At 66.4% G+C, this 18,624-nt stretch carries 18 protein-coding genes and 2 tRNA genes; 12 read left to right on the forward strand and 8 right to left on the reverse strand.

Features of this window, described 5'->3' with window-relative positions:
• Window position 1 precedes the first annotated feature (1 nt).
• From VGQ44_11550 to VGQ44_11560, 3 genes are read left to right on the forward strand one after another with little or no spacing between them, the layout of a single operon-like run.
• Window positions 2–649, forward strand: coding sequence for a fumarylacetoacetate hydrolase family protein (locus tag VGQ44_11550; protein ID HEV8447453.1), 648 nt, complete (start codon window positions 2–4; stop codon window positions 647–649).
• Window positions 649–1,839 (forward strand): aminotransferase class I/II-fold pyridoxal phosphate-dependent enzyme, encoded by a 1,191-nt coding sequence (locus tag VGQ44_11555; GenBank protein HEV8447454.1) that lies wholly within the window; start codon window positions 649–651, stop codon window positions 1,837–1,839. The genes VGQ44_11550 and VGQ44_11555 overlap by 1 nt, the downstream gene beginning before the upstream one ends.
• A complete protein-coding gene (locus tag VGQ44_11560) occupies window positions 1,836–2,765 on the forward strand; it encodes a hypothetical protein (protein HEV8447455.1) in 930 nt (309 codons plus the stop codon). The genes VGQ44_11555 and VGQ44_11560 overlap by 4 nt, the downstream gene beginning before the upstream one ends.
• Here the strand turns inward: VGQ44_11560 and gltX are convergent.
• Window positions 2,755–4,281 (reverse strand): glutamate--tRNA ligase, encoded by a 1,527-nt coding sequence (gltX, locus tag VGQ44_11565; GenBank protein HEV8447456.1) that lies wholly within the window; start codon window positions 4,279–4,281, stop codon window positions 2,755–2,757. The two genes, VGQ44_11560 and gltX, sit on opposite strands and share 11 nt — an antisense overlap.
• 76 nt (window positions 4,282–4,357) lie before the next feature.
• Window positions 4,358–4,448 (reverse strand) — tRNA-Ser (locus VGQ44_11570).
• A gap of 213 nt (window positions 4,449–4,661) precedes the next feature.
• On the opposite strand from VGQ44_11570, the gene VGQ44_11575 reads away from it, so the two are divergent.
• On the forward strand, window positions 4,662–5,399 hold the full coding sequence (locus VGQ44_11575; GenBank protein ID HEV8447457.1) for a YdcF family protein: 738 nt from the start codon (window positions 4,662–4,664) through the stop codon (window positions 5,397–5,399).
• Between the two features lie 11 nt (window positions 5,400–5,410).
• Here VGQ44_11575 and VGQ44_11580 read toward each other — a convergent pair whose 3' ends face one another.
• From VGQ44_11580 to VGQ44_11590, 3 genes are all read right to left on the reverse strand, one after another.
• Complete coding sequence (locus VGQ44_11580) at window positions 5,411–5,860, reverse strand: hypothetical protein (GenBank protein ID HEV8447458.1); 450 nt, start codon at window positions 5,858–5,860, stop codon at window positions 5,411–5,413.
• Window positions 5,857–6,258 (reverse strand): hypothetical protein, encoded by a 402-nt coding sequence (locus VGQ44_11585; protein ID HEV8447459.1) that lies wholly within the window; start codon window positions 6,256–6,258, stop codon window positions 5,857–5,859. The genes VGQ44_11580 and VGQ44_11585 overlap by 4 nt, the downstream gene beginning before the upstream one ends.
• 67 nt (window positions 6,259–6,325) lie before the next feature.
• Window positions 6,326–6,937, reverse strand: a complete 612-nt coding sequence (locus tag VGQ44_11590; GenBank protein ID HEV8447460.1) for a sigma-70 family RNA polymerase sigma factor — start codon at window positions 6,935–6,937, stop codon at window positions 6,326–6,328.
• Between VGQ44_11590 and VGQ44_11595 the strand changes: the two genes are divergently transcribed.
• The 7 genes from VGQ44_11595 (at window position 6,929) to VGQ44_11625 (ending at window position 15,682) form a co-directional block, all read left to right on the forward strand.
• Window positions 6,929–8,818 carry an ABC transporter ATP-binding protein gene (locus VGQ44_11595; protein ID HEV8447461.1) on the forward strand — a complete coding sequence of 630 codons (1,890 nt, stop codon included), beginning with the start codon at window positions 6,929–6,931 and terminating at the stop codon, window positions 8,816–8,818. The genes VGQ44_11590 and VGQ44_11595 overlap by 9 nt on opposite strands.
• Window positions 8,819–8,870: 52 nt before the next feature.
• On the forward strand, window positions 8,871–9,485 hold the full coding sequence (locus VGQ44_11600; GenBank protein HEV8447462.1) for a hypothetical protein: 615 nt from the start codon (window positions 8,871–8,873) through the stop codon (window positions 9,483–9,485).
• 365 nt (window positions 9,486–9,850) lie between these two features.
• The gene (locus VGQ44_11605; protein ID HEV8447463.1) at window positions 9,851–10,489 is read left to right on the forward strand and encodes a PEP-CTERM sorting domain-containing protein; all 639 of its coding nucleotides are present in this window, start codon (window positions 9,851–9,853) and stop codon (window positions 10,487–10,489) included.
• 185 nt (window positions 10,490–10,674) lie between these two features.
• Window positions 10,675–11,610, forward strand: a complete 936-nt coding sequence (locus VGQ44_11610; GenBank protein ID HEV8447464.1) for an exosortase/archaeosortase family protein — start codon at window positions 10,675–10,677, stop codon at window positions 11,608–11,610.
• Window positions 11,603–12,304 carry an EpsI family protein gene (locus VGQ44_11615; GenBank protein HEV8447465.1) on the forward strand — a complete coding sequence of 234 codons (702 nt, stop codon included), beginning with the start codon at window positions 11,603–11,605 and terminating at the stop codon, window positions 12,302–12,304. Before VGQ44_11610 ends, VGQ44_11615 begins: the two co-directional genes overlap by 8 nt.
• A gap of 58 nt (window positions 12,305–12,362) precedes the next feature.
• Complete coding sequence (locus VGQ44_11620; protein ID HEV8447466.1) at window positions 12,363–13,268, forward strand: diacylglycerol kinase family protein; 906 nt, start codon at window positions 12,363–12,365, stop codon at window positions 13,266–13,268.
• A gap of 11 nt (window positions 13,269–13,279) precedes the next feature.
• Window positions 13,280–15,682: a carboxypeptidase regulatory-like domain-containing protein gene (locus VGQ44_11625; protein HEV8447467.1), complete on the forward strand. Its 2,403-nt coding sequence runs from the start codon at window positions 13,280–13,282 to the stop codon at window positions 15,680–15,682.
• A 6-nt stretch (window positions 15,683–15,688) separates the two neighbouring features.
• On the opposite strand, the gene VGQ44_11630 is transcribed toward VGQ44_11625, so the two are convergent.
• The 3 genes from VGQ44_11630 to VGQ44_11640 all read right to left on the reverse strand — a co-directional run bounded on the left by VGQ44_11630 (window position 15,689) and on the right by VGQ44_11640 (window position 17,436).
• The gene (locus VGQ44_11630; protein HEV8447468.1) at window positions 15,689–16,387 is read right to left on the reverse strand and encodes a hypothetical protein; all 699 of its coding nucleotides are present in this window, start codon (window positions 16,385–16,387) and stop codon (window positions 15,689–15,691) included.
• A gap of 36 nt (window positions 16,388–16,423) precedes the next feature.
• Window positions 16,424–16,846, reverse strand: coding sequence for a hypothetical protein (locus tag VGQ44_11635; GenBank protein ID HEV8447469.1), 423 nt, complete (start codon window positions 16,844–16,846; stop codon window positions 16,424–16,426).
• 507 nt (window positions 16,847–17,353) lie between these two features.
• A tRNA-Ser gene (locus VGQ44_11640) sits at window positions 17,354–17,436 on the reverse strand.
• 136 nt (window positions 17,437–17,572) lie between these two features.
• Between VGQ44_11640 and VGQ44_11645 the strand changes: the two genes are divergently transcribed.
• The gene (locus VGQ44_11645; protein ID HEV8447470.1) at window positions 17,573–18,622 is read left to right on the forward strand and encodes a cytochrome D1 domain-containing protein; all 1,050 of its coding nucleotides are present in this window, start codon (window positions 17,573–17,575) and stop codon (window positions 18,620–18,622) included.
• Window positions 18,623–18,624: the final 2 nt, after the last annotated feature.

Raw genomic sequence — 18,624 nt, forward strand, 5'->3', positions numbered from 1 at the left:
AATGAACCCGCCCCGGCCCCCGTCGCCCTCGAGCACCCAGCGTCCCGGAAAAATCGTCTGCGTCGGCCGCAACTATGTGGACCACGCGAAAGAGATGGGGAACGCGGTCCCCAAGGAGCCGCTAATTTTTCTGAAGCCGCCGAGCAGCGTCATCGGGACGGGCGACGCGATCGTCCTTCCGCCGCAATCGACGCAGGTGGAATTCGAAGGTGAGATCGGAGTGACCATCGGTCGCACGCTGCGGCGTGTAACGAGCACGGAGGCGCGCGGCGCGATCGCAGGCATCGTGGCCGTCAATGACGTGACGGCTCGCGACCTGCAACGCTCGGACTCGCAGTGGACCCGTGCCAAGGGGTTCGATACGTTCTGCCCGACGGGCGAACTCGTCCCGCCGCCTGCCGATTTGTCCAGCTTGACCGTCGTCACGCGGGTGAACGGCGTGGAACGGCAGCGGGCGAACGCGGCGGACATGGTGTTCCCCATTCCCGACGTGCTCGCCTACGTTTCGCAGGTAATGACGCTCGAGCCCGGCGATCTGGTGTTGACCGGCACGCCGGCTGGCGTGGGGAAACTCTCCCCCGGGGACGAGGTAGAAGTAGAGATCGTCGGGCATTCTCGTGTAACGAACCCAGTGAAGGTGGACGCCTAGTGGCTTTGCCGCGATTGACTGCCCGTTTCGAGACGTTGCCGGAGTACCCTCTGGCGACGATTCCGCAAAAGAAGCGGGAGTTGGCCGCGCGAGGTGTAGATGTGATAGATCTCGGCGCCGGCGACGCGGATCTCGCGCCGCCGCCCAAGGCCATCGAAGCGATCGCAAGCGCGGCCCATCAGCCGTCGATGCATCGCTACGGGTTCGGGCTTGGCTTCGTCCCGTTCCGGGAGACCATCGCCGCCTGGATGCGCAAGCGGTTCGGCGTCGAATTCGATGCATTCACCGAAGTCGTTCCGCTGATCGGGTCAAAGGAAGGGATCGCGCACCTGGCGTTCTCGTACGTCGAGCCGGGTCGCGTGGCGATCGTGCCGGAACCGGGATACAACGCGTACCAGGGCGGGGCGCTGCTCGCCGGGGGCGAGGTGTATCGCTACGCGCTGCGGCCGCGCACGAACTTCCTCGTCGAGTTGGACGAGATTCCCGAGGGCACCCTGCGCCGCGCCGGAGTTGTCTATCTGAACTATCCGAACAATCCCACGGCCGCGATCGCTCCGACGGATTATCTCGCGCGCGTCGTGGCCCGTTGCCGCGAGCTTGGCATTCTGCTCGTCTACGACAACGCGTACTCGGAGCTCGCCTTCGACGGCTACGTGCCGCCGAGCATCTTCGAGATCGATGGCGCGCGCGACGTCGCCATCGAATTTCATTCGCTCTCGAAGACGTACAACATGACGGGGTGGCGGTGCGGCTGGGCCGTCGCTCGCCCCGAGATCGCGTCGGCGCTGACCCGCATCAAGATGTTCACCGACACCGGCCAGTTCATGGCCGTCCAGGCGGCCGGCGTTGCGGCGCTCGAAAGCTATGAAACCTTTGTGCCGTCTAACGTTGCGACGTTCCGCGTGCGCCGCGACTCTGCGGTGGCCGCTTTCCGGGCCGCCGGTTTTGCTTGCGAATCGCCGCGGGCGACTATGTATTTGTGGATCCCTCTCCCGGGCGAAGTTCCTAGCGCGCTCTTCGCCGATCGCCTGTTGGAGGAGGAAGGAGTGGTCGTGATGCCTGGGTCGGCGTTTGGTGCCGGTGGGGAAGGGTTCTTCCGCATCTCGTTCGTCACGTCGCCGGAGCGGATCGCCGAGGCGGCTCGACGCGCGGGCAAGGTGCTGGCATCGATCACCGCGGAGGTCGCATGAGCCGCGCGAAAGTCGTGAAGAAAACGAACGATCCCGTAACGACCGCAGCCGCGACGGCCGCACGGCCGTCCGCGTCGCGACGTTTGATGATCGCTCCGCCCAAGCGAGACCGCGGCTCGATCGCCCTGTCGCTCGTGATCCACGCGTTCGTGATCGTCGCGATCGCGTCAATCACGTTCCGCTATCCGCTTTCGTCCCTGTTCAACTCCGATCGCGACAAGACGCCGGTCGAGCGAATCCAGTACGTTCGCTCGGTGCCCGCGGCGGCGCCGTCGGGCGCCGTCGGCAACGGCGCGCAGGAGAAGCGAACCCTGAAGCGGATCCCGACACCGGCGCAGCTGCTTCCGCCGTCTACGATCCCAACCTCGATTCCCCCGCTGCCGCCGCCGACCGCGAGCCCCGGCGCGATCTCAGGAACGCCGAACGGTACCGGCGGCGCTCCGAACGGTATTGCCACCGGAATCGAGCCCGCGCTGCCGGATCCGCGCATCGAGCTGCGTCCGAACGGGCTCCGTCTGCCGCTCACGATGGCACAGAAGAACGACAGCGCCGTGAAGGCGATCTACGTGGCGTTCCGTCAGGCGGAGATCGAGGCCGAAGAACATCGCGGCCGCAGTCCGCGCGACTGGACGATGACGCACGACGGCCAGAAGTACGGCCTCGACTCGCAGTACATCTACCTCGGCAAGTTCAAGCTTCCGTCGGCGATTCTCGCCGCGCTACCGCTCAATCGGGGTGGCGTCGACGGCTCGCGCATCATCGAGGCGCGCAACGCGAACTGGATTCAGCAGGACATCTATTCGCATGCGCAGGGGATGAGTGAAGACGACTTCCGCGCCGCGGTGAAGCGAATCCGCGAGCGAATGGACCGCGAGCGAAAGGACGCCGCGGACACGAAAGCGACGCAGTCGCCGATCATTCCGTAGCGTCCGCCGCGTCGGTCGTCGCGCCGGCGGCGGCCAACCACGCGAGCGCCGCGTCCAAGCGCGCGAGCGAGCGCTCACGTCCCAACAAAACGAGCACATCGAAGATTCCGGGGCTCGCCGTCACGCCGGTGAGCGCGAGTCGCAGCGGCTGAAACAGCTTTCCCGCCGCGATGCCGCGCGACTCGGCGAACGAGCGTAGCTCACCCTCGAGCGCGGCGGCGTCCCACGGTTTGGCGTCGGCGAGCGCGTCGCGCGTCGCGGAGAGAATCTCGTGCGCGGCCTTGGGATCCTTCCACGTCTTGGCGACGCCGTCCTCGTCGTACGCGATGTCGCGTTGCAGATACGGCGCGGCCTGGCGGACCATGTCGTCGACGGTTCGCGCGCGCACCTTGAGCAGGTCAATGAGCATGCGAAGCCAGTCCAACCCCGGCTCCGCGGCCGTCGGATCGATCCAGTAGCCGGCGTCGAGCGCGCCGCGCGACACGAGAGCGGGCGCGTTCGGATCCACGGTGGTCAATGCCTGCACGAACGTCGGCATCAGCTCCTCAGCGGACAGCATGCTCAAATGCTGGCCGTTCATCCACTCCAGCTTCTTCGTGTCGAACACCGCCGCGTTCTTCGACAGTCCTTCGACGGAAAACGCGTCGATCATCTGCTTGACCGTCATCACCTCGATGTCGCCGCCGGGCGACCAGCCGAGCAATGCGAGAAAGTTGAGCATCGCCTCCGGCAGAATTCCCATGTGCCGGTAGTCGCCGACCGCCGTCGCGCCGTGGCGCTTGCTCAGCTTTTTTCCGTCGAGGCCGTGGATCATCGGAAGGTGCGCGAACTCCGGCACCGTCGCGCCGAGCGCTCTGTAGAGCAGGATCTGCTTCGGCGTGTTCGAGATGTGGTCGTCACCGCGCATCACGAGCGTGATGCCCATCGCGATGTCGTCCGACACGACCGCCAGGTTGTAGATCGGCGTGGCGTCCGAGCGAAGAATGATGAAGTCGCCCTCGCCGATGTCTTTGTTGGCGAACTTGATCGGTCCGTGAACGAGATCCGTCCACGACGTCTCACCCTCGGGCATGCGGAACCGGATGGCGAATGGCATCCCGTCCGCGATGCGGCGCTGAACCTCGCTCGAGTCGAGCCGCGCACAGCGGCGGTCGTACTTGAACGCCTCGCCGCGAGCCTCGGCCGCCTTGCGCATCTCATCGAGCTCGGCGGGAGTGCAAAAGCAGCGATAAGCGGCGTCGGCCTCGAGGAGCCGCTGCGTATCCGCCTGGTGTCGCGCCAGGTTCCCGCCCTGAAAGACGACGTCCTCGTCCCAGCCGAGTCCGAGCCAGCCGAGTCCCTCGAAGATCGCGCGCGTGCTCTCCTCGGTGCTGCGGGCGCGGTCGGTGTCCTCGACGCGGAGGAGAAACTGGCCTCCGTAGTGCTTCACGTAGAGCCAGTTGAAGAGCGCGGTGCGCGCGCTCCCGACGTGGAGGTATCCCGTCGGTGACGGAGCAAAGCGGAGACGATGGGCCATGGGAGGGGGGAGCGTGCGATTCGGAATGCCGAAAACGACGAGAGCCCGCTGTCGCGGGCTCCCCGCCATCTCTTCACGGGAAGGGAGGGATTCGAACCCTCGATACGGGTTTAAGCCCGTATAACGGTTTAGCAAACCGCCGCCTTCAGCCTCTCGGCCACCTCCCCCGACCCACCAAATCTAGCACGGATCTCGAATCCCGCGAAACTATCCGGCGCACCGTCGCGCTACAGAGTGGGACGCCCGAGCGCGCTCGCTCGTCGTGCTAGGAACATTTCACCCTCTCCGGTCCACTGAAGACTCCCGTCTACCTGCACGGCGCGCGGAAACATCCCCGCGCGAATTGGCCGGGCGCGATCATCGGCGCGTCGATCGGCTTCGTGTTCGTCATCACCTACGCCGCGACGGGCTTCCCACGTCCGGCCCCGTTTCCATGGTTCGACCATATCGTCGCGGTCGCCGTCGGCGCGTGGCTTGGCGCGCGCGTCTCGACCCGGACGATTGCGATCGGAAGCGCGATCGTCGCCGCCGTCGTGTACGTCATCGGCTTCACGTCGGTGATGCGCGGGCCGGTTCACTCGCTGATACGCCGAGACCCGATGCCCGCGGATCGGCTCGACGCGGTCATCGTGCTGTCGTCTACGGTAAGCGCCGACAGCCTACTCGATCCGTCGGCGCTCGAGCGACTCCTGACCGGCCTCGCGGTCTTCCGTGACAACGGCGCTCGTCTCCTCGTGACCACACGCAGCGCGATCCCCGGGACCAACCGTCTCGAATCGGACTGGGATCGCCGCCGGCTCGTCGATCTCGCCGCCGACACCGGGCGCTGGCACGCGGTTGGGCCGGTTGCCACGACGCGCGACGAAGCGCTGCGGACCGCGGCGCTCCTGCTCCCGCTCGAACAGAAGCGAGTCGCCGTGGTAACGAGCCCACTCCACACGACGCGCGCCTGCCGAGCGTTCGAGAAAGTCGGTTTTCAGGTGACGTGCGTGCCGGCGGACGAGCGAGAGTACACGGTGAACACGTTCAATTCGTCGACGACTCGGTTGCACGCGACAGCCGATTGGCTGTACGAGCAGTTGGCGCTGCTCGAGTATCGAGTCCGCGGGTGGATTTGAGTTGGGCGCGTTCAGCGCCCTCGTCTCCTCGGCCTCGATGAATCGCTCGGTCTCGGCCCGATACCAGGCGGAAATCCGAACAGATTTCGATCGCGAATGTTCTGAAGCTGCTCGCGCTGTTTCGGCGTGAGCATCGAATCGATCTGCGCGCGCGTCTGTTGGAAGATGCTGTCGATCTGCGGTTGGATCTGTTCGCGCGCCGAGCGGAAGCGAGCGGTCTGGCGAGAGAGCACCGAATCGAGTTTTGCACGCTGCGCGTCGGTGAGCGCGAGCTCCGTCGCCAAGCGATCGCGCGACGCGGCCTGGCTGGCCGGCCACAACGGCCGTTGTCCGCGCGGAGGTGGGCCGCGGCGCCCGATCTGATTCGGGATGAGGAGTACTCGGTCCAGCACCACTCCCCCGATGACGCCAACCGAAACGCACAGCGCGAGGACGACGGCGGCGGTGCCGCGTGCCGTCATCGCGAGACGGCTCCGTTCAGCACCCAGTCGTGCGTCGCCGGGCCGACGAGCGAGTCGATGAGTTGTGCCGGGCTGGCGTCGGGCGACGCGACCGTCGCGAACGCGACGACGGGAGCGCGCAGCGCCTGCTGCTCCTCGGCGGCAGGAAGCGCGAGCATCGCCGTCACGGCAACGCCGACCAAGCCGGCCGCGCACGCGATCGGAATCGCGGCGCGCGCCCAACGAGCCGTCCAGTCCCACCACTGATCGCCGTTGACGTCTCCGCGCTCGAGACGCGCGAGTCGATCGCGGGCACTCGCCGCGATCGAGCGGCGAAGCGTATCGGTGTCCGAGACGACGGCGTCGCGCCGCCGCAGCGCAGCGACCAACTGCGGGTCTCGCGACGGATCGCGATCCAATGGTTCGTCTGGCCTCGTCCGGGAAGGTCGTATCGGGGGTCGGCTCATTCGGGTCTCCGCGGCCGTCTCAATCTCTGACGATTCCCAGCGCTTCGCGCAAGACGCGACGCGCCTGATGCAAATGCCACCGAACAGTCTCCTGCGCAATCCCCAGGCGCTCGGCGATCTCCGACGAGGAGACTTCGTCTACCTCGAACCAGGTCACAATGAGACGCTGGCGCGGTGAAAGGGTTGCCAATGCGGCGTCGAATCGTTCTCGGATCTCGCGTCGCTCCACCATCTCGTCCGGGCCGGCGTCCCGCGAGGGCGCGTCCACCGCCTCGGGTTCGGTCATGCGCAGAATCCGCGCGCGGCGCGCGTTGAGACCGGTGTTGGTGAGCACGCGAAAGAACCACGGACCAAACGGACGTGAGTTGTCGAAGCTGCCGATTCGCTCGAGCGCGCGCATGAACGCGTCCTGCACCAGGTCCTCGGCGTCGTGCGTGTTCCCGGTGATGCGCCGTGCGACGACGAGCGCCCGATCGATGTAGCGGCGTACCAAAGCGTCGAAGGCATCGATGTCGCCGCGCTGTACTCGCGCGACGATCGCCCGTTCCTCCTCCGCTGCCGATGCTACAACCCCGGGTTCAGGATCGTTTGTGACGTCCCGGTCCCCGGTAACTTTGTCCTGATGAGTCATCCCATGATCGTGCGAGGGCGGCCGGATCCGAAAGCTCCCAGACCACCGCTTCGCGAGCGGATCGCGGCGATGCGGCTGGTGCCGCGGCTCATTCGCCTCGTCTGGGAGACCCACCGCGGATACACCGCGGCCATGATCGTGCTCCGGGTGACTCGTTCGTTCGTGCCGGTCGCCACCCTCTGGGTTGGAAAGCTCATCATCGATGAAGTGATCAGGTTGGCGCGGTTCGGGGGGGGCGGGTCGTCGCACCACCTGTGGATGCTTGTTGCGCTCGAAATGGCTACGGTCGTCGGCGGGGAGTTGTTGGCGCGCACGTCGGGGCTCGTGGAATCGCTGCTCGGGGACCGGTTCACCAACCGGATGAGCGTCCGCCTGATGCAGCACGCGGCGACGCTCGACCTGCACCAGTTCGAGGACCCGAAGTTCTACGACCACCTGGAGCGGGCGCGGCAGGGCACCGCTGGCCGCGTCGCGCTGCTCTCGCAGTTGCTCGGCATGGGACAGAGCATGCTCACGCTCATCTCACTGAGCGCGGCGCTCGCGGCCCAGGCCCCGTGGTTGCTCGTGCTGCTCGTCCTCGCGGTGCTTCCGAGCTTCCTCGGCGAGACGCATTTCGCGGCGCTCTCCTACGCGCTGCTCTTTCGGTGGACGCCCGAGCGGAGGCAGCTCGACTACGTCCGTTACGTGGGCGCGAGCGACCGCACGGCGAAAGAGGTGCAGCTCTTCGGCCTCGCGCCCTGGCTCATCGACCGATATCGCGCGCTGTCGGACCGCTTCTACGACGAGAATCGCTCGTTGGTGATCCGCAAGGCGTTCGTGAGCTCGTTGCTCTCGGTGGTCGGTACGGCGGGGTATTACGCGGCGTACGTCGTGGTCCTCGTGCGCGCGGTCGGCGGATCGATCACGATCGGCACGCTCACCTTTCTCGCCGCGTCGTTCCGCCAGAGCCGCGATCTGATCCAGTCGCTGCTCATGTCGGCGAGCGGCATCTACGAGCAGAGCCTCTACCTGAAGGATCTGTTCGACTTCTTCGACATGCAGCCGTCGATTCGGAGCCAACCGGGCGCGCTCGCCGTTCCCAAACCGATTCGCCAAGGCTTCGTGTTCGAGGACGTCGGCTTCAAGTATCCGGGAAGCGAGCACTGGGCGGTGCGGCACCTGTCGTTCGAGATCCGTCCCGGCGAGCGGGTCGCACTCGTCGGCGAGAACGGAGCCGGAAAGACGACGCTCACCAAACTCCTGGCGCGCCTCTATGACCCCAGCGAAGGGCGCATTCTGCTCGACGGCGTCGAGCTTCGCGAATACGACCTCGACGACGTGCGGCACGCGATCGGCGTGATCTTTCAGGACTTCGTGCGGTACGACATGCGCTTCGACGAGAACGTGGGCGTGGGCGAGGTCGAAGATGTACGGCAGTACCTCGACGCGGAGCCGTCGAAGACGAACGGACAACCGCCCGAAGCGATCGCCCGCGCCGCCGAGAAATCGCTCGCCGCCTCACTGCTGCCGCGACTGCCGGGCTCCTACCGCCAGATGCTTGGCCGCCGCTTCGACGACGGCGTGGATCTCTCGGGCGGAGAGTGGCAGAAGGTCGCGTTGGCGCGCGCCTACATGCGCGACGCGCAGCTCCTGATTCTCGACGAGCCGACGGCCGCCCTCGACGCGCGAGCCGAGTACGACGTGTTCGTTCGGTTCAACGCGCTGATGGCGGGCCGCATGGCGGTCGTCATCTCGCACCGGTTCTCGACGGTTCGGATGGCGGACCGGATCGTCGTGCTGACCAAGGGCGAAATCGTGGAGCAGGGAACCCACGACCAGCTGGTGGCATCGGGCGGGCTTTATGCGGAGTTGTTCTCGATGCAGGCGGCGGGCTACCGATAACCGGTTGCCGACTGTTTAGAGGGCCGGCATATTCACCATTCATTGTCGCCCCATGCTCTTCGGGGCGGCCATCCGCGACTGGGAGTGGACTGTGGCTGCTGAAACGGAGAGCAAGCGCGGGCGAAGCGGAGGGGGACTCCCGGCCACGACGCCGACATCGGCGCCCCATGTGGTCATTCAGTCCGACCGGCGAGCGCGGGATCCGCTTGCCCACGGCGCGCCCCAGACGGCGTGGCGGTTGTTCGGGTGGTTTGGCCTGCTGTTGGTGGTCGTCGGCGGAAGCGACATCCTCTCGCAGTGGTACCCGCCAGCCTTTCACAGCGCGGAGTGGGAGTTCGGGACCGCGGCGGTAACGATCGCCTCGCTGCCGCTTTTGACTATCGGCATGACGATTCTCCTTGCGAGTTTTCTGTCGCGGGCGAAGCGGGAGGGGGTGGTCGCGATGGGTGTGGCCTTCCTTTGCCTTTTCTTAGTGGTCGGCGCCGCGCTGGTCCTGTTTGCGCTCGACATCCCGTTGGCATTACGTTCCCCACCGGGACCCGCGCTGACGGCGATCAAGAAGGCGATCGTGCGCACGGCGGTCATGGGTTTCTCGTACGAAATTGCGTATCTCGCGGCTGTCATCCTGTCGTTCCGCTACGTGTTCGGGAGAATCAAGGATGAGTAGGGAGCGGTCGCGCATGGCGTTGCCAGTTTGGTGATTCTGATCTGACCGGCCGTCGCGGACTCCGCGGCGTCCTTCTCACACGGATCAGGGCCTGGACGAACCGTTGGGTGCCAACATCAATTCTGTGGCGTCACGTCGACAACTGCATGTCCGGATTGGAACGGCTCGCGGGGCGAACTCGGTTACAAACGGGCTTGGTTGCAGCGTTTCGGTGCGTTGCGGACTCAAGCGAGTGGATTTTCACGGTCGGGCACGTACCATGCTGAAGCAAAGCTGCGACTTGTGTCGGTCAACCTCATAAGATTGGGTATCGGGCGATGCTGAGTTTCGGACGGGCAGGCCGATCGGCCTTGGTTGCCGGAGCCGTGGGACTTCTCCCGCTGTCGACCGCCTTGGCGGACACGACACTTGAAAGCACCGCCAATTCGTGCACCGGCGGATCCCTCAACATCTGTCTCGGGTTCAACCTGATTCAGATCGGGGGGTCAAGCTCGACGACGTACTCGCTCGAGCTGACCTTGAATTCGATCAACGGGGGCGCCCCTTCCGGCGTCGGGTTTTCGACCTTCGGTCTGTTCAACACGACCGGAAGCGGAACGTTCACCGGTTTGAATCCGTGTGACAACGGAGGCTGCTCCGGCTGGGATTTCACCGGATGCACCGACCTCAGCCCCCAGAGCACGGTCATCTGCGACAATAAGAACGGCGCGAAGGCCACCGATATCAGATTCACCTTCACGTACACGGGCGCTCCCGGTGACCTCTCCGGAGGCGACGTGGCCGCCCATATTCAGGGACTGACCACTCCGACTGGCGCCAGTTGCTCGGTCAAGACTGCCACGGACGCGCAAACGAACACGACCACGTTCTACACGGACGTCGAGGCTGGCTGCGGAGCCAGTACGACGACGACACCGGAGCCGGCGAGTCTTTGGTTGGTCGGCACGGGGCTCATCGGGTTGGGCGGCTTTGGCGCCGCACGCAAGCGTCGCCAGCGACAATAGCACGCCGTATCGAGCGTTTCCGGGCCGGGCGACCTTCGCCCGGCCCGTTTTGTTCTGAGGTGAGAGTGGATCCCCCCATCTTGCATCGAATTGGCTTCGCGGAGTTTGGGCGTCAAAACGGTATATTGGGACGACGCCCGGGTGTTGGTGGGCCACGCGTGGGTCGCTTCGACTAGGCGATAGGTATGGGCACCGGAATCTCCGCACCGCCGATCTCTTCAGATTCGCCTGAATCCGCTGCTCCGGCCGGAGCAGTTGCGACTGTGCGCGCCGCGGCGATTCTGCCCTGGATCGCGACCGCCGTAGCCTTCGCCGTGCTATTCGCGAAGCCCATCTACCTGCTCGCCCGCGACTGGTGGACGATGCCGGAGGCTGGTCACGGACTCCTGCTCGCGCCCGTGGCGATCTGGATGGCTTGGCGGTCGGGGATCGGACCCGATGCCAAGCCGAATCGTACGCTCGGCATCACGCTGCTGCTGCTCGCGATCGCCGTGCGCACCGCATCGGGCTTGGCCGCGGAGCTGTTCACGATGCGCGGCTCCGTCGTGATCGCGCTGGCCGGCATTACCGTCTACGAATTCGGATTCAGGCAGCTCCTTCGCTGGTGGCTGCCCTTCGCGCTCATCTGCCTCTCCATTCCGTTGCCGGAATTGATCACGCAGACGCTCGCGCTGCCGCTCCAATTCAAGGCGTCGCGCATGGGAGCGGCGCTCCTCGAGATGCGGAGCGTGCCCGTACGATTGGCCGGCAACGTGATTCAGCTTCCCGGGCGCGAGCTCTTCGTCACCGAAGCGTGCAGCGGCCTGCGGTCGCTCACCGCGCTCCTCAGCATGTCCGTGCTGCTCGGCGCGCTCGTGCTCAAGAAGCCGGTGACCCGCATGGCTCTGCTCCTGTTCGCGGTTCCGGTGGCGATCGTGGTGAACGGCATTCGCGTGTTCCTGACGGGATATCTGGTCTATTACGTGAGCCCCGCGTATGGCGAGGGCTTCATGCACGTCACCGAAGGCTGGCTGCTCTTTCTCGTGTCGTTGTCCATTCTCGCCGGCATGGCGTGGATCGGCGGACTCGTCGAGCGGCTGACGCAATCGAATGACCAAGCGGCGGAGCCTCAGCATGCTTGACCGAACGCCGAGCGATGGCCTGGGGTGGCGGGGGTTCGTTCCCGCCTTCATCCTGCTCGTCGGGTGCGGCTTCGTGTGGCAGACACATTCGCAGCGCCAGATGCCGCTTGCCGCGCCGCTGACCTCGATCATTCCGACCCTCGACGGCTACAAGGTCGCGGATCTGCACATCGGCGACGACGAGCGCCGCGTCGCCGGCATGTCGGACTACGTGGCCCGCGCGTACGTGCGCGATTCCGCGCAGGCGTTTCAGACGCTCGTGTCGTACTACGACCGGCAGGGGCAGGGAAAGACGATCCACTCGCCGCGCAATTGTCTTCCCGGCGCGGGGTGGGAGGTGCTGCGCGGCGGTACGCGAGCGATCGTGGCCGAGGGCGCATCGCACGACGTGAATTATTATGTGCTCAAGAACGGCAGGGCGACGGACGTCGTGTACTACTGGTATCAGGGGCGCGGCCGAGTCGTCGCGAGCGAATATCGCGTGAAGTGGAATCTTCTCCGCGACGCGGCGCTGCTCGGGCATACCGAAGAGGCGCTCGTCCGGATCGTCATTCCGGTGCGTGTTCCGAGCGCCGCGCCAGCGGACTCGCCAGAAGCGCGCGGCGCATTCGCCGCCGCCGATTCGCTCGGGGACAGCGTCGCTACGCGATTGATCCGCGAAGTGACACGGGCGCTGCCGGGTCGCGCCGGCTAGTACGGCAAGCTCCGGCGGCGTCGCGCCTACGCCCGACGAACCGTCCCAAGACGGGCGCATTCCGGCATTCGTCAACCCGAAGTCCGGTAACGCCGCGGCGGTGAGGAGCGCACTCGCCGGCGACGGGCGTTTCGATCCGCGCGAGGCCGGTCCGGACGAGATCCCAGCGCTGATTCGCACCGAGGCGGCGGCGGGTCGCCAAAGAATCTTGGTTTGCGGCGGCGACGGAACGATTGCCTCCGCGGCCGGAGCGGCGATCGGGACGCCGCTCGAGATCGCGATTGTGCCGGCGGGCACTCTCAACCATTTCGCGCGCGACTATGACCTGCCGCTGGATCCGGCCGCGGCGCTCGAGCTGGCAGCGAGCGGCTCGTCGCAGCCGATCGACGTCGGCATGGTCAACGGCCGGGTCATGGTGAACACCGCCTCGGTCGGTGCGTACGTCGACTTCGTCCGCCACCGCGAGTCCCGCGAACGATACCTTGGCTACTACCTCGCCAGTCTGGTCGCGGCAGTCAGAGTTTGGCTACGGCCGCGTTGGATCGAGGTCGCGCTTCGCACCGATGACGGGGAGCGCGAGGCCTTTCGCACGCCGCTGCTGTTCGTGGGCGTGGGAGAGCGAGAATTCGGTCGCGGCGGGCTCGGGAAGCGCCGTCCCGAGGGAGCGAGAGCGCTGCATGTCATCGTGATCAACGAGCGGCGCCGTCCGCGGATTGCCGCGCTGGCGTTCGGCGCCCTCCTGCGTGGACGAGAAGAATTTCTTCGACTCGACGGGATCGATTCGCACCTCGCGGCCGGGGCGGACATCGTGCTCCGGCACGCCCGGGCGACGATCGCCGTCGACGGCGAGTTGGTCGTGATGGAGAGCCCGCTTCGTTTCTCGCTCGAGAGGAACGCCGTGCGGCTCGTCCGGCCCGACCCGTCGGCTTCGCCGAGTGACGTTGCACGAGCCGCGGAGAAGTGACACAGTAGAGAATGCGGATTCGCGTCTCTGGATGGGCGGCAGTGGTCGTCGCCGCGTCGCTCGCCGCCGCCGGCTCAACCAGACTCCCGGCGCAAAGCGTTCGCGGAATCGTCGTCGATCGCGCCGAAGTCCCGGTGCCGGGTGTCGTGGTCCAACTGGTCGACAGCGCGTCGCACATTGCCGGTCGCGCCCTGACCAACGCGCAGGGTGAATTTCGCGTCGTGGCGCGAACCGCGGGGACCTACCGGCTGCACACGCTGCGCATTGGCTTTCATCCGACGGACTCGCCGCCGATCGTCTTGCAGACTGGGCCGGACGTGTCGCGGCGCATCGTCCTGACGGGATTGCCGGTCGGCCTCGACACCGTTCGCGTCGCGGGGCGCAACGCGTGCCGCGCGCTCGGCGACTCGGGTGCCGCTTACGCGGTGTGGGAGCAGGTTCACGGCGCCGTTACGGCGGCGTCGCTCACGGCGGCGGCGCAGAACCTGTACACGACGGTCATCTCGTTCGAGCGAACGCTCGAAGCAGACGCGCGGCGAGTACGCACCCAAAGCTCGACGGTGACCTCCGGCTACGCTCGCGAGCCGTGGACGTCGCACTCGCCCGAGGCGCTGCATCGGGACGGCTACGTCGTAACCGACCGCGACAACTCGATGACGTACTACGCGCCCGGGCTCGACGTCCTCCTGTCGCCGTCGTTCGTCGAAGACCACTGCTTCCACCTGACGAGCGACCGGGATCGGCTCGGCCTCGCGTTCGAACCGACGCCGGACAGGCGAAACAAGCCGGAGGTTCGCGGCACGCTCTGGCTCGACGCGAAAAGCGCCGAGCTGCGCACAATGGAGTTCAGATATTCCAACATTCTTCCGGAGCAGGATGCGGTCGCGCGCGGAGAGGCCGGCTTCATCCGGATGGCGAACGGGACCTGGGTGATTTCGCGTTGGAACATCCGCATGCCGCTGCTCGAACACGTCGTGCGGTCGCAAAGCCGCGGCGGCGACCAAATCCAGGTGATCGCCGTGCGGGTCGCCGGAGGCGAGCTCGCGATGGCGCGGCAAGGCAAGGACACGCTGTGGACTCGCCCGCCGGTCGCCTTGTCCGGGATCGTGGTCGACTCGGGGTCGGGTGACAAGATCGCCGGCGCGCGACTGAGACTCATGGGGACCGCCGTCGTCGGCGCGACCGATGGCCGCGGACGTTTCGCTCTGCCCGGTGTGTTGCTCGGGGAATACACGATGGAGGTGCGAACGCCGTCGCTCGATTCGGTGAACGCGGTGCAGCAGGTACCGATCACGTTCACGGACTCGTCCGCATCGATCGAGCTCCGTATCCCCAGCGGGCCGCAGCTGTTGTCGAACCTGTGCGGCAACAGGTCGCTCGACACGCCGGGGATCGTGCTCGGTACGGTCGCATTGATTGGCGACTCGGCGCCGCCGCGCAACGTGAAGGTCACCGCCGAATGGAGCCAGATGTCGATGCCGCTCGGCGGACAGCTGGCATCGGAGGTCAGCAGCAGAACGATGTGGCTGGACGCGCGGACCGATTCGCGCGGGGCGTTTCGCGTGTGCGGAGTTCCGGTCGACAAACCGATTTCACTGACGGCCGGCGAGGGCGGAGTGCCGGTCGTCGTGCGTATTCCTGCGAAGGGACGCTTCGCTCGAGCCGAGCTCACGCTTGCGCGGAACGCGGTCACCGACTTCGCGACCTTGGCCGGAACCGTCGTCGACTCGGCTGGCCGGCCGATCGTGGCGGCCAACGTCGTCGTACCGGAATTGTCGAAGAGCACGTTGACCGACGCCGCCGGTGGATTCCGGATCGACGGGCTTCCGGCGGGATCTCAGCGCGTGTTCGTGCGCCGCATCGGTTATCGCGCGATCGATACGAATCTCGCGTTCCCGATCGGACGCACGTTGCAACGCCGATTCGAGCTGACGCGCGCGGTGACGCTGGATTCGGTGATTGTCAACGAAGCGGCGGTCGACAAAGGGATGGCGAGTTTCGAAGACAATCGCCGTCTCGGGCTCGGTCATTTTTTGACTCGCGCCGACCTCGCGAAGCTGGAGGGCGGACCGTCGACGTCGTCGGTTCTGCAGTCCTTCAACGGTCTCTCGATGGTGCGGGGACAGGGCGGACGCGCTTGGATCACCGGCGCGCATGGCTTGCGCCTCGTCAATCCGGATGCGCAGGACAAGACGCTTGGTGCGCATCAGAGCTGCTACGCGCAGGTGTATCTGGACCGGACGCCCATTTACCAAGGGCGCGACTCGGAGCCGCTCTTCGACGTGAACTCGATTCCGCCGAGTCAGATCGAGGCGATCGAGTACTACGCGACGCCAGCGCAAACGCCGGCGGAGTACACGCGCCTCAACTCGACGTGCGGCGTTCTGGTGATTTGGACGCGGCGTAGTCCGTAGACAGGGCTACGATTTCTTCTGGTAGGTCTTCCTGTCCGCGCGGCAGCCTTCGAAGGCGTGTCCGCTCAGCGCTTTGTCGAGGCGCCGCAACGCTTTCGCGTCGCGCATCGGGTCGATCGCGCGCTGCTCGGCGGCGTCAATGAGCGTCTCGCCGGAATCGGGGAACGCTTTCCGGAGCCGCGCCGTCTCGCACTCGACGTCGACGTGAGCGGAAAGCGGATCGGCCGCGGTCAGCTGGCGGCGCAATAGCTCGTACAGCTGTCGATTGGCGCTGCGCACGCCGATCGCGCGGTCGGCGGCGATGGCGAGTGAACGACTGCGCGTGAGGTTGACCGTGCCTTTCACGCCGATCGAGTCATCGTCGAGCAGGACGATCGGATTCTGGTAACCCGCGTCGGCCACGATCGCGTAGGGCAGGCGCTTGCCTCGGGGCCACACGACGGTGAGCGTGCGAATGTCGTCGCTCGACGTGGCGCCCGGCCGGATCTCCTGCGCGCCGATCTGCCCGCGAATTCCCGGCCCGGCGACGACCGTGAGGGTGTCGAACCGGACCACCTCGCCGTCCGCGGTCGAGCGAACGATTCGCCCGTCGCGCACGCGTGCCGACAAACGTGTATCAGTTTGTTGCGACGACAGCGTGACCGGAATCACCAGGGCGAGCATCGCTTGCCAGAGCAGGCAAGAGACTTTTCTAAAGGCCGCCATACAGCAAGGACGAGCCGCCGCGGGCGGCAGTCACTGCTATGGCTTGCGCAGCTGTGCCACTTTGCGGAGCGAATCCGCCCGAATCGAGTCCGCGAGCACGGAGTCGCGTCTCGCTTTGATGATCGCCGCGGATCGAGCGAGTCCGGCGCGGATTTCGGCGTCGATCACCGAATCGCGCATGCGTTGCTCGCGCGACTTGCCGCGAGAAAAGAGGGGAAGGCTGATGCTCCCCAACGATCCTCCGCCTCCGCCGACGGCACCGACGCCGTCCTTGCCCTCGCCCTGCATCACGTGGATGTCGGCCGAATTCCCCGCTGTGCCGACTCGCTGCGCGAGCTTGACGCCGTCCTTTTTGCTTTCCGCGATCGATTTCTTCATGTCGTCGCTCATCGTGCTCCAGCGCTGAGCCTCGTGAGCGGCGGCGGCCCACGCGGCGAGCGACGAGTCGCGCGACGTCATGGTCGACGCCCCTCGCGCGGCTCGCGATTTCTCAGTGAGGCCGGCGGGGGCCGCGGGCGCGCCGAGGCCTGACCCGCCGGCACTGGGGCGAAACTCGACGCGATCACTCGGAGGCGTGACGTTTGTCGGCGGCGCGGTGGGCAGCGTCGGCACACTGGCGGTGTCGGTTCGCGGCGGGGCCGTCGGAACGGCGGGCAGGACCGGCGCGGCCGTCGGTGGAACGGGTGTCGGTCGAGGAGCCGTTCGAGGCTGGACGGGCGTCTCTTTCGGCCGCGGCGCGGGGGGCAAGGGCGCGGGCGGTGGGAAAAAGGTCACCCGCGTCTGCGTGCGGCCGTCGTCGAGCCCCGAACGGAACCGGGCTCTGTCCGACACCGAGGTCATGGAGACCAGCGCGGCGAGAAACAGCACGGCCGTGGCAATGCCGGACGCTCCGATCTCGGTCCATCGCGGGGAACGTCGCGGAAAGTCGAACGGGTACGTGCGACGCTCGGCGGTATGCACCGGGAACGGAGGGCGAGGGATTCGAACCCCCAAGTCCTTTCGGACGCCGGTTTTCAAGACCGGTGCATTAGCCATTCTGCCAGCCCTCCCGGTATCAAAGATCGTCGGAGCGGGACGAGCGCGAAAGCGGTGGACAGGCGACCGTCGGACATCGATCCCGTACACCGCGTCACGGCGAACAGGTCCCGCCCCGCACATAGATTGTCAGCAAGCCGAGGAGCCAGGATGACGCACAGAGCGATTCAAATCGTCGTCGGAGTCGCGATTGCCGCATCGACCGCGCGAAGCCAGGAGCGGCCGCGCGGCACGGTCATCGTCAGCAACATGAACGACAACACGACGATGCTCGTGGACGCGGAGAGCGGCCGCAGGCTCGCCACGCTCGCGACCGGCGAGGGGCCGCACGAGGTCGCCGTGTCGCACGATGGGCGACGGGCCGTGGTGAGCAACTACGGCGTGCGAGGGAAGCCCGGAAACTCGCTCACCCTCGTCGACGTCGAGAGGCTCGACACGATTCGCACGATCGATCTTCGCGATCACCAGCGCCCGCACGGGATGGTCTTTCTCCCCGGCGACACGCTGCTCGCGGTTACGTCGGAGGTGAGCCGGGCCGTTCTGCTCGTCGATCTCAGGCGCGGAACAGTCGTCACGACGCGGCCGAGCTCCGGCCGCGGCACACATATGCTGGGACTGAGCGAACGTGGCGACCGCCTCGTGATGGGCAACATCAGCGACGGCACGATCACGGTGCTCGATCCGCTCGCGACGGACAGCGGCCGCGTGATTCGCGTTGCTGCGCAGCCCGAGGGGGTCGCGATTTCGCCGGATGGATCGTTTGCGTGGGCGGGGAGCAATCGCGACAGCGTGGTGCTCGTCGTGGATCTGCGCAGCGCGACGGTGGTCGACACGCTGCGCGGGTTCGGGCTGCCGTACCGTATGGCCATCTCGCCCGACGGACTGACGGCGGTGGTCACCGATCCAATCAAAGCGCGCGTGCGCGTGTTCGACGCCGCGACGCGGCGGCAGCGGTTCGACATTGCCGTCGCCGCGGACAGTCTCGTCGCGACGACCGAGGTGGCAGGATCGCCCGCGCCGGAGGGTGTCACCATTTCGAGGGACAGCCGGTGGGCGTTCGTCACCCTTCAGGGGCGCAACCGGGTCGCCACGATCGACCTCGAGCATGGCGCGATCATTGCGCTCGCGGCGACCGGCAATTGGTCCGACGGCGTCGCCTTTTCGCCGGTCGTCCATCCCTCGCGCGGTTCCGGCAAGTAACC

Source organism: Gemmatimonadaceae bacterium, assembly GCA_036003045.1.
Taxonomy (GTDB): domain Bacteria; phylum Gemmatimonadota; class Gemmatimonadetes; order Gemmatimonadales; family Gemmatimonadaceae; genus JAQBQB01.

Excerpts from the sequence above, each read along its gene's own strand:
- VGQ44_11610 (HEV8447464.1), top strand. The coding sequence starts at position 10,675 with ATGGGCACCGGAATCTCCGCACCGCCGATCTCTTCAGATTCGCCTGAA.
- VGQ44_11580 (HEV8447458.1), bottom strand. The coding sequence starts at position 5,860 with ATGACGGCACGCGGCACCGCCGCCGTCGTCCTCGCGCTGTGCGTTTCG.
- VGQ44_11600 (HEV8447462.1), top strand. The coding sequence starts at position 8,871 with ATGCTCTTCGGGGCGGCCATCCGCGACTGGGAGTGGACTGTGGCTGCT.
- VGQ44_11645 (HEV8447470.1), top strand. The coding sequence starts at position 17,573 with ATGACGCACAGAGCGATTCAAATCGTCGTCGGAGTCGCGATTGCCGCA.
- VGQ44_11615 (HEV8447465.1), top strand. The coding sequence starts at position 11,603 with ATGCTTGACCGAACGCCGAGCGATGGCCTGGGGTGGCGGGGGTTCGTT.
- gltX (HEV8447456.1), bottom strand. The coding sequence starts at position 4,281 with ATGGCCCATCGTCTCCGCTTTGCTCCGTCACCGACGGGATACCTCCAC.
- VGQ44_11560 (HEV8447455.1), top strand. The coding sequence starts at position 1,836 with ATGAGCCGCGCGAAAGTCGTGAAGAAAACGAACGATCCCGTAACGACC.
- VGQ44_11590 (HEV8447460.1), bottom strand. The coding sequence starts at position 6,937 with ATGACTCATCAGGACAAAGTTACCGGGGACCGGGACGTCACAAACGAT.
- VGQ44_11625 (HEV8447467.1), top strand. The coding sequence starts at position 13,280 with ATGCGGATTCGCGTCTCTGGATGGGCGGCAGTGGTCGTCGCCGCGTCG.
- VGQ44_11595 (HEV8447461.1), top strand. The coding sequence starts at position 6,929 with ATGAGTCATCCCATGATCGTGCGAGGGCGGCCGGATCCGAAAGCTCCC.
- VGQ44_11635 (HEV8447469.1), bottom strand. The coding sequence starts at position 16,846 with ATGACGTCGCGCGACTCGTCGCTCGCCGCGTGGGCCGCCGCCGCTCAC.
- VGQ44_11630 (HEV8447468.1), bottom strand. The coding sequence starts at position 16,387 with ATGGCGGCCTTTAGAAAAGTCTCTTGCCTGCTCTGGCAAGCGATGCTC.
- VGQ44_11550 (HEV8447453.1), top strand. The coding sequence starts at position 2 with ATGAACCCGCCCCGGCCCCCGTCGCCCTCGAGCACCCAGCGTCCCGGA.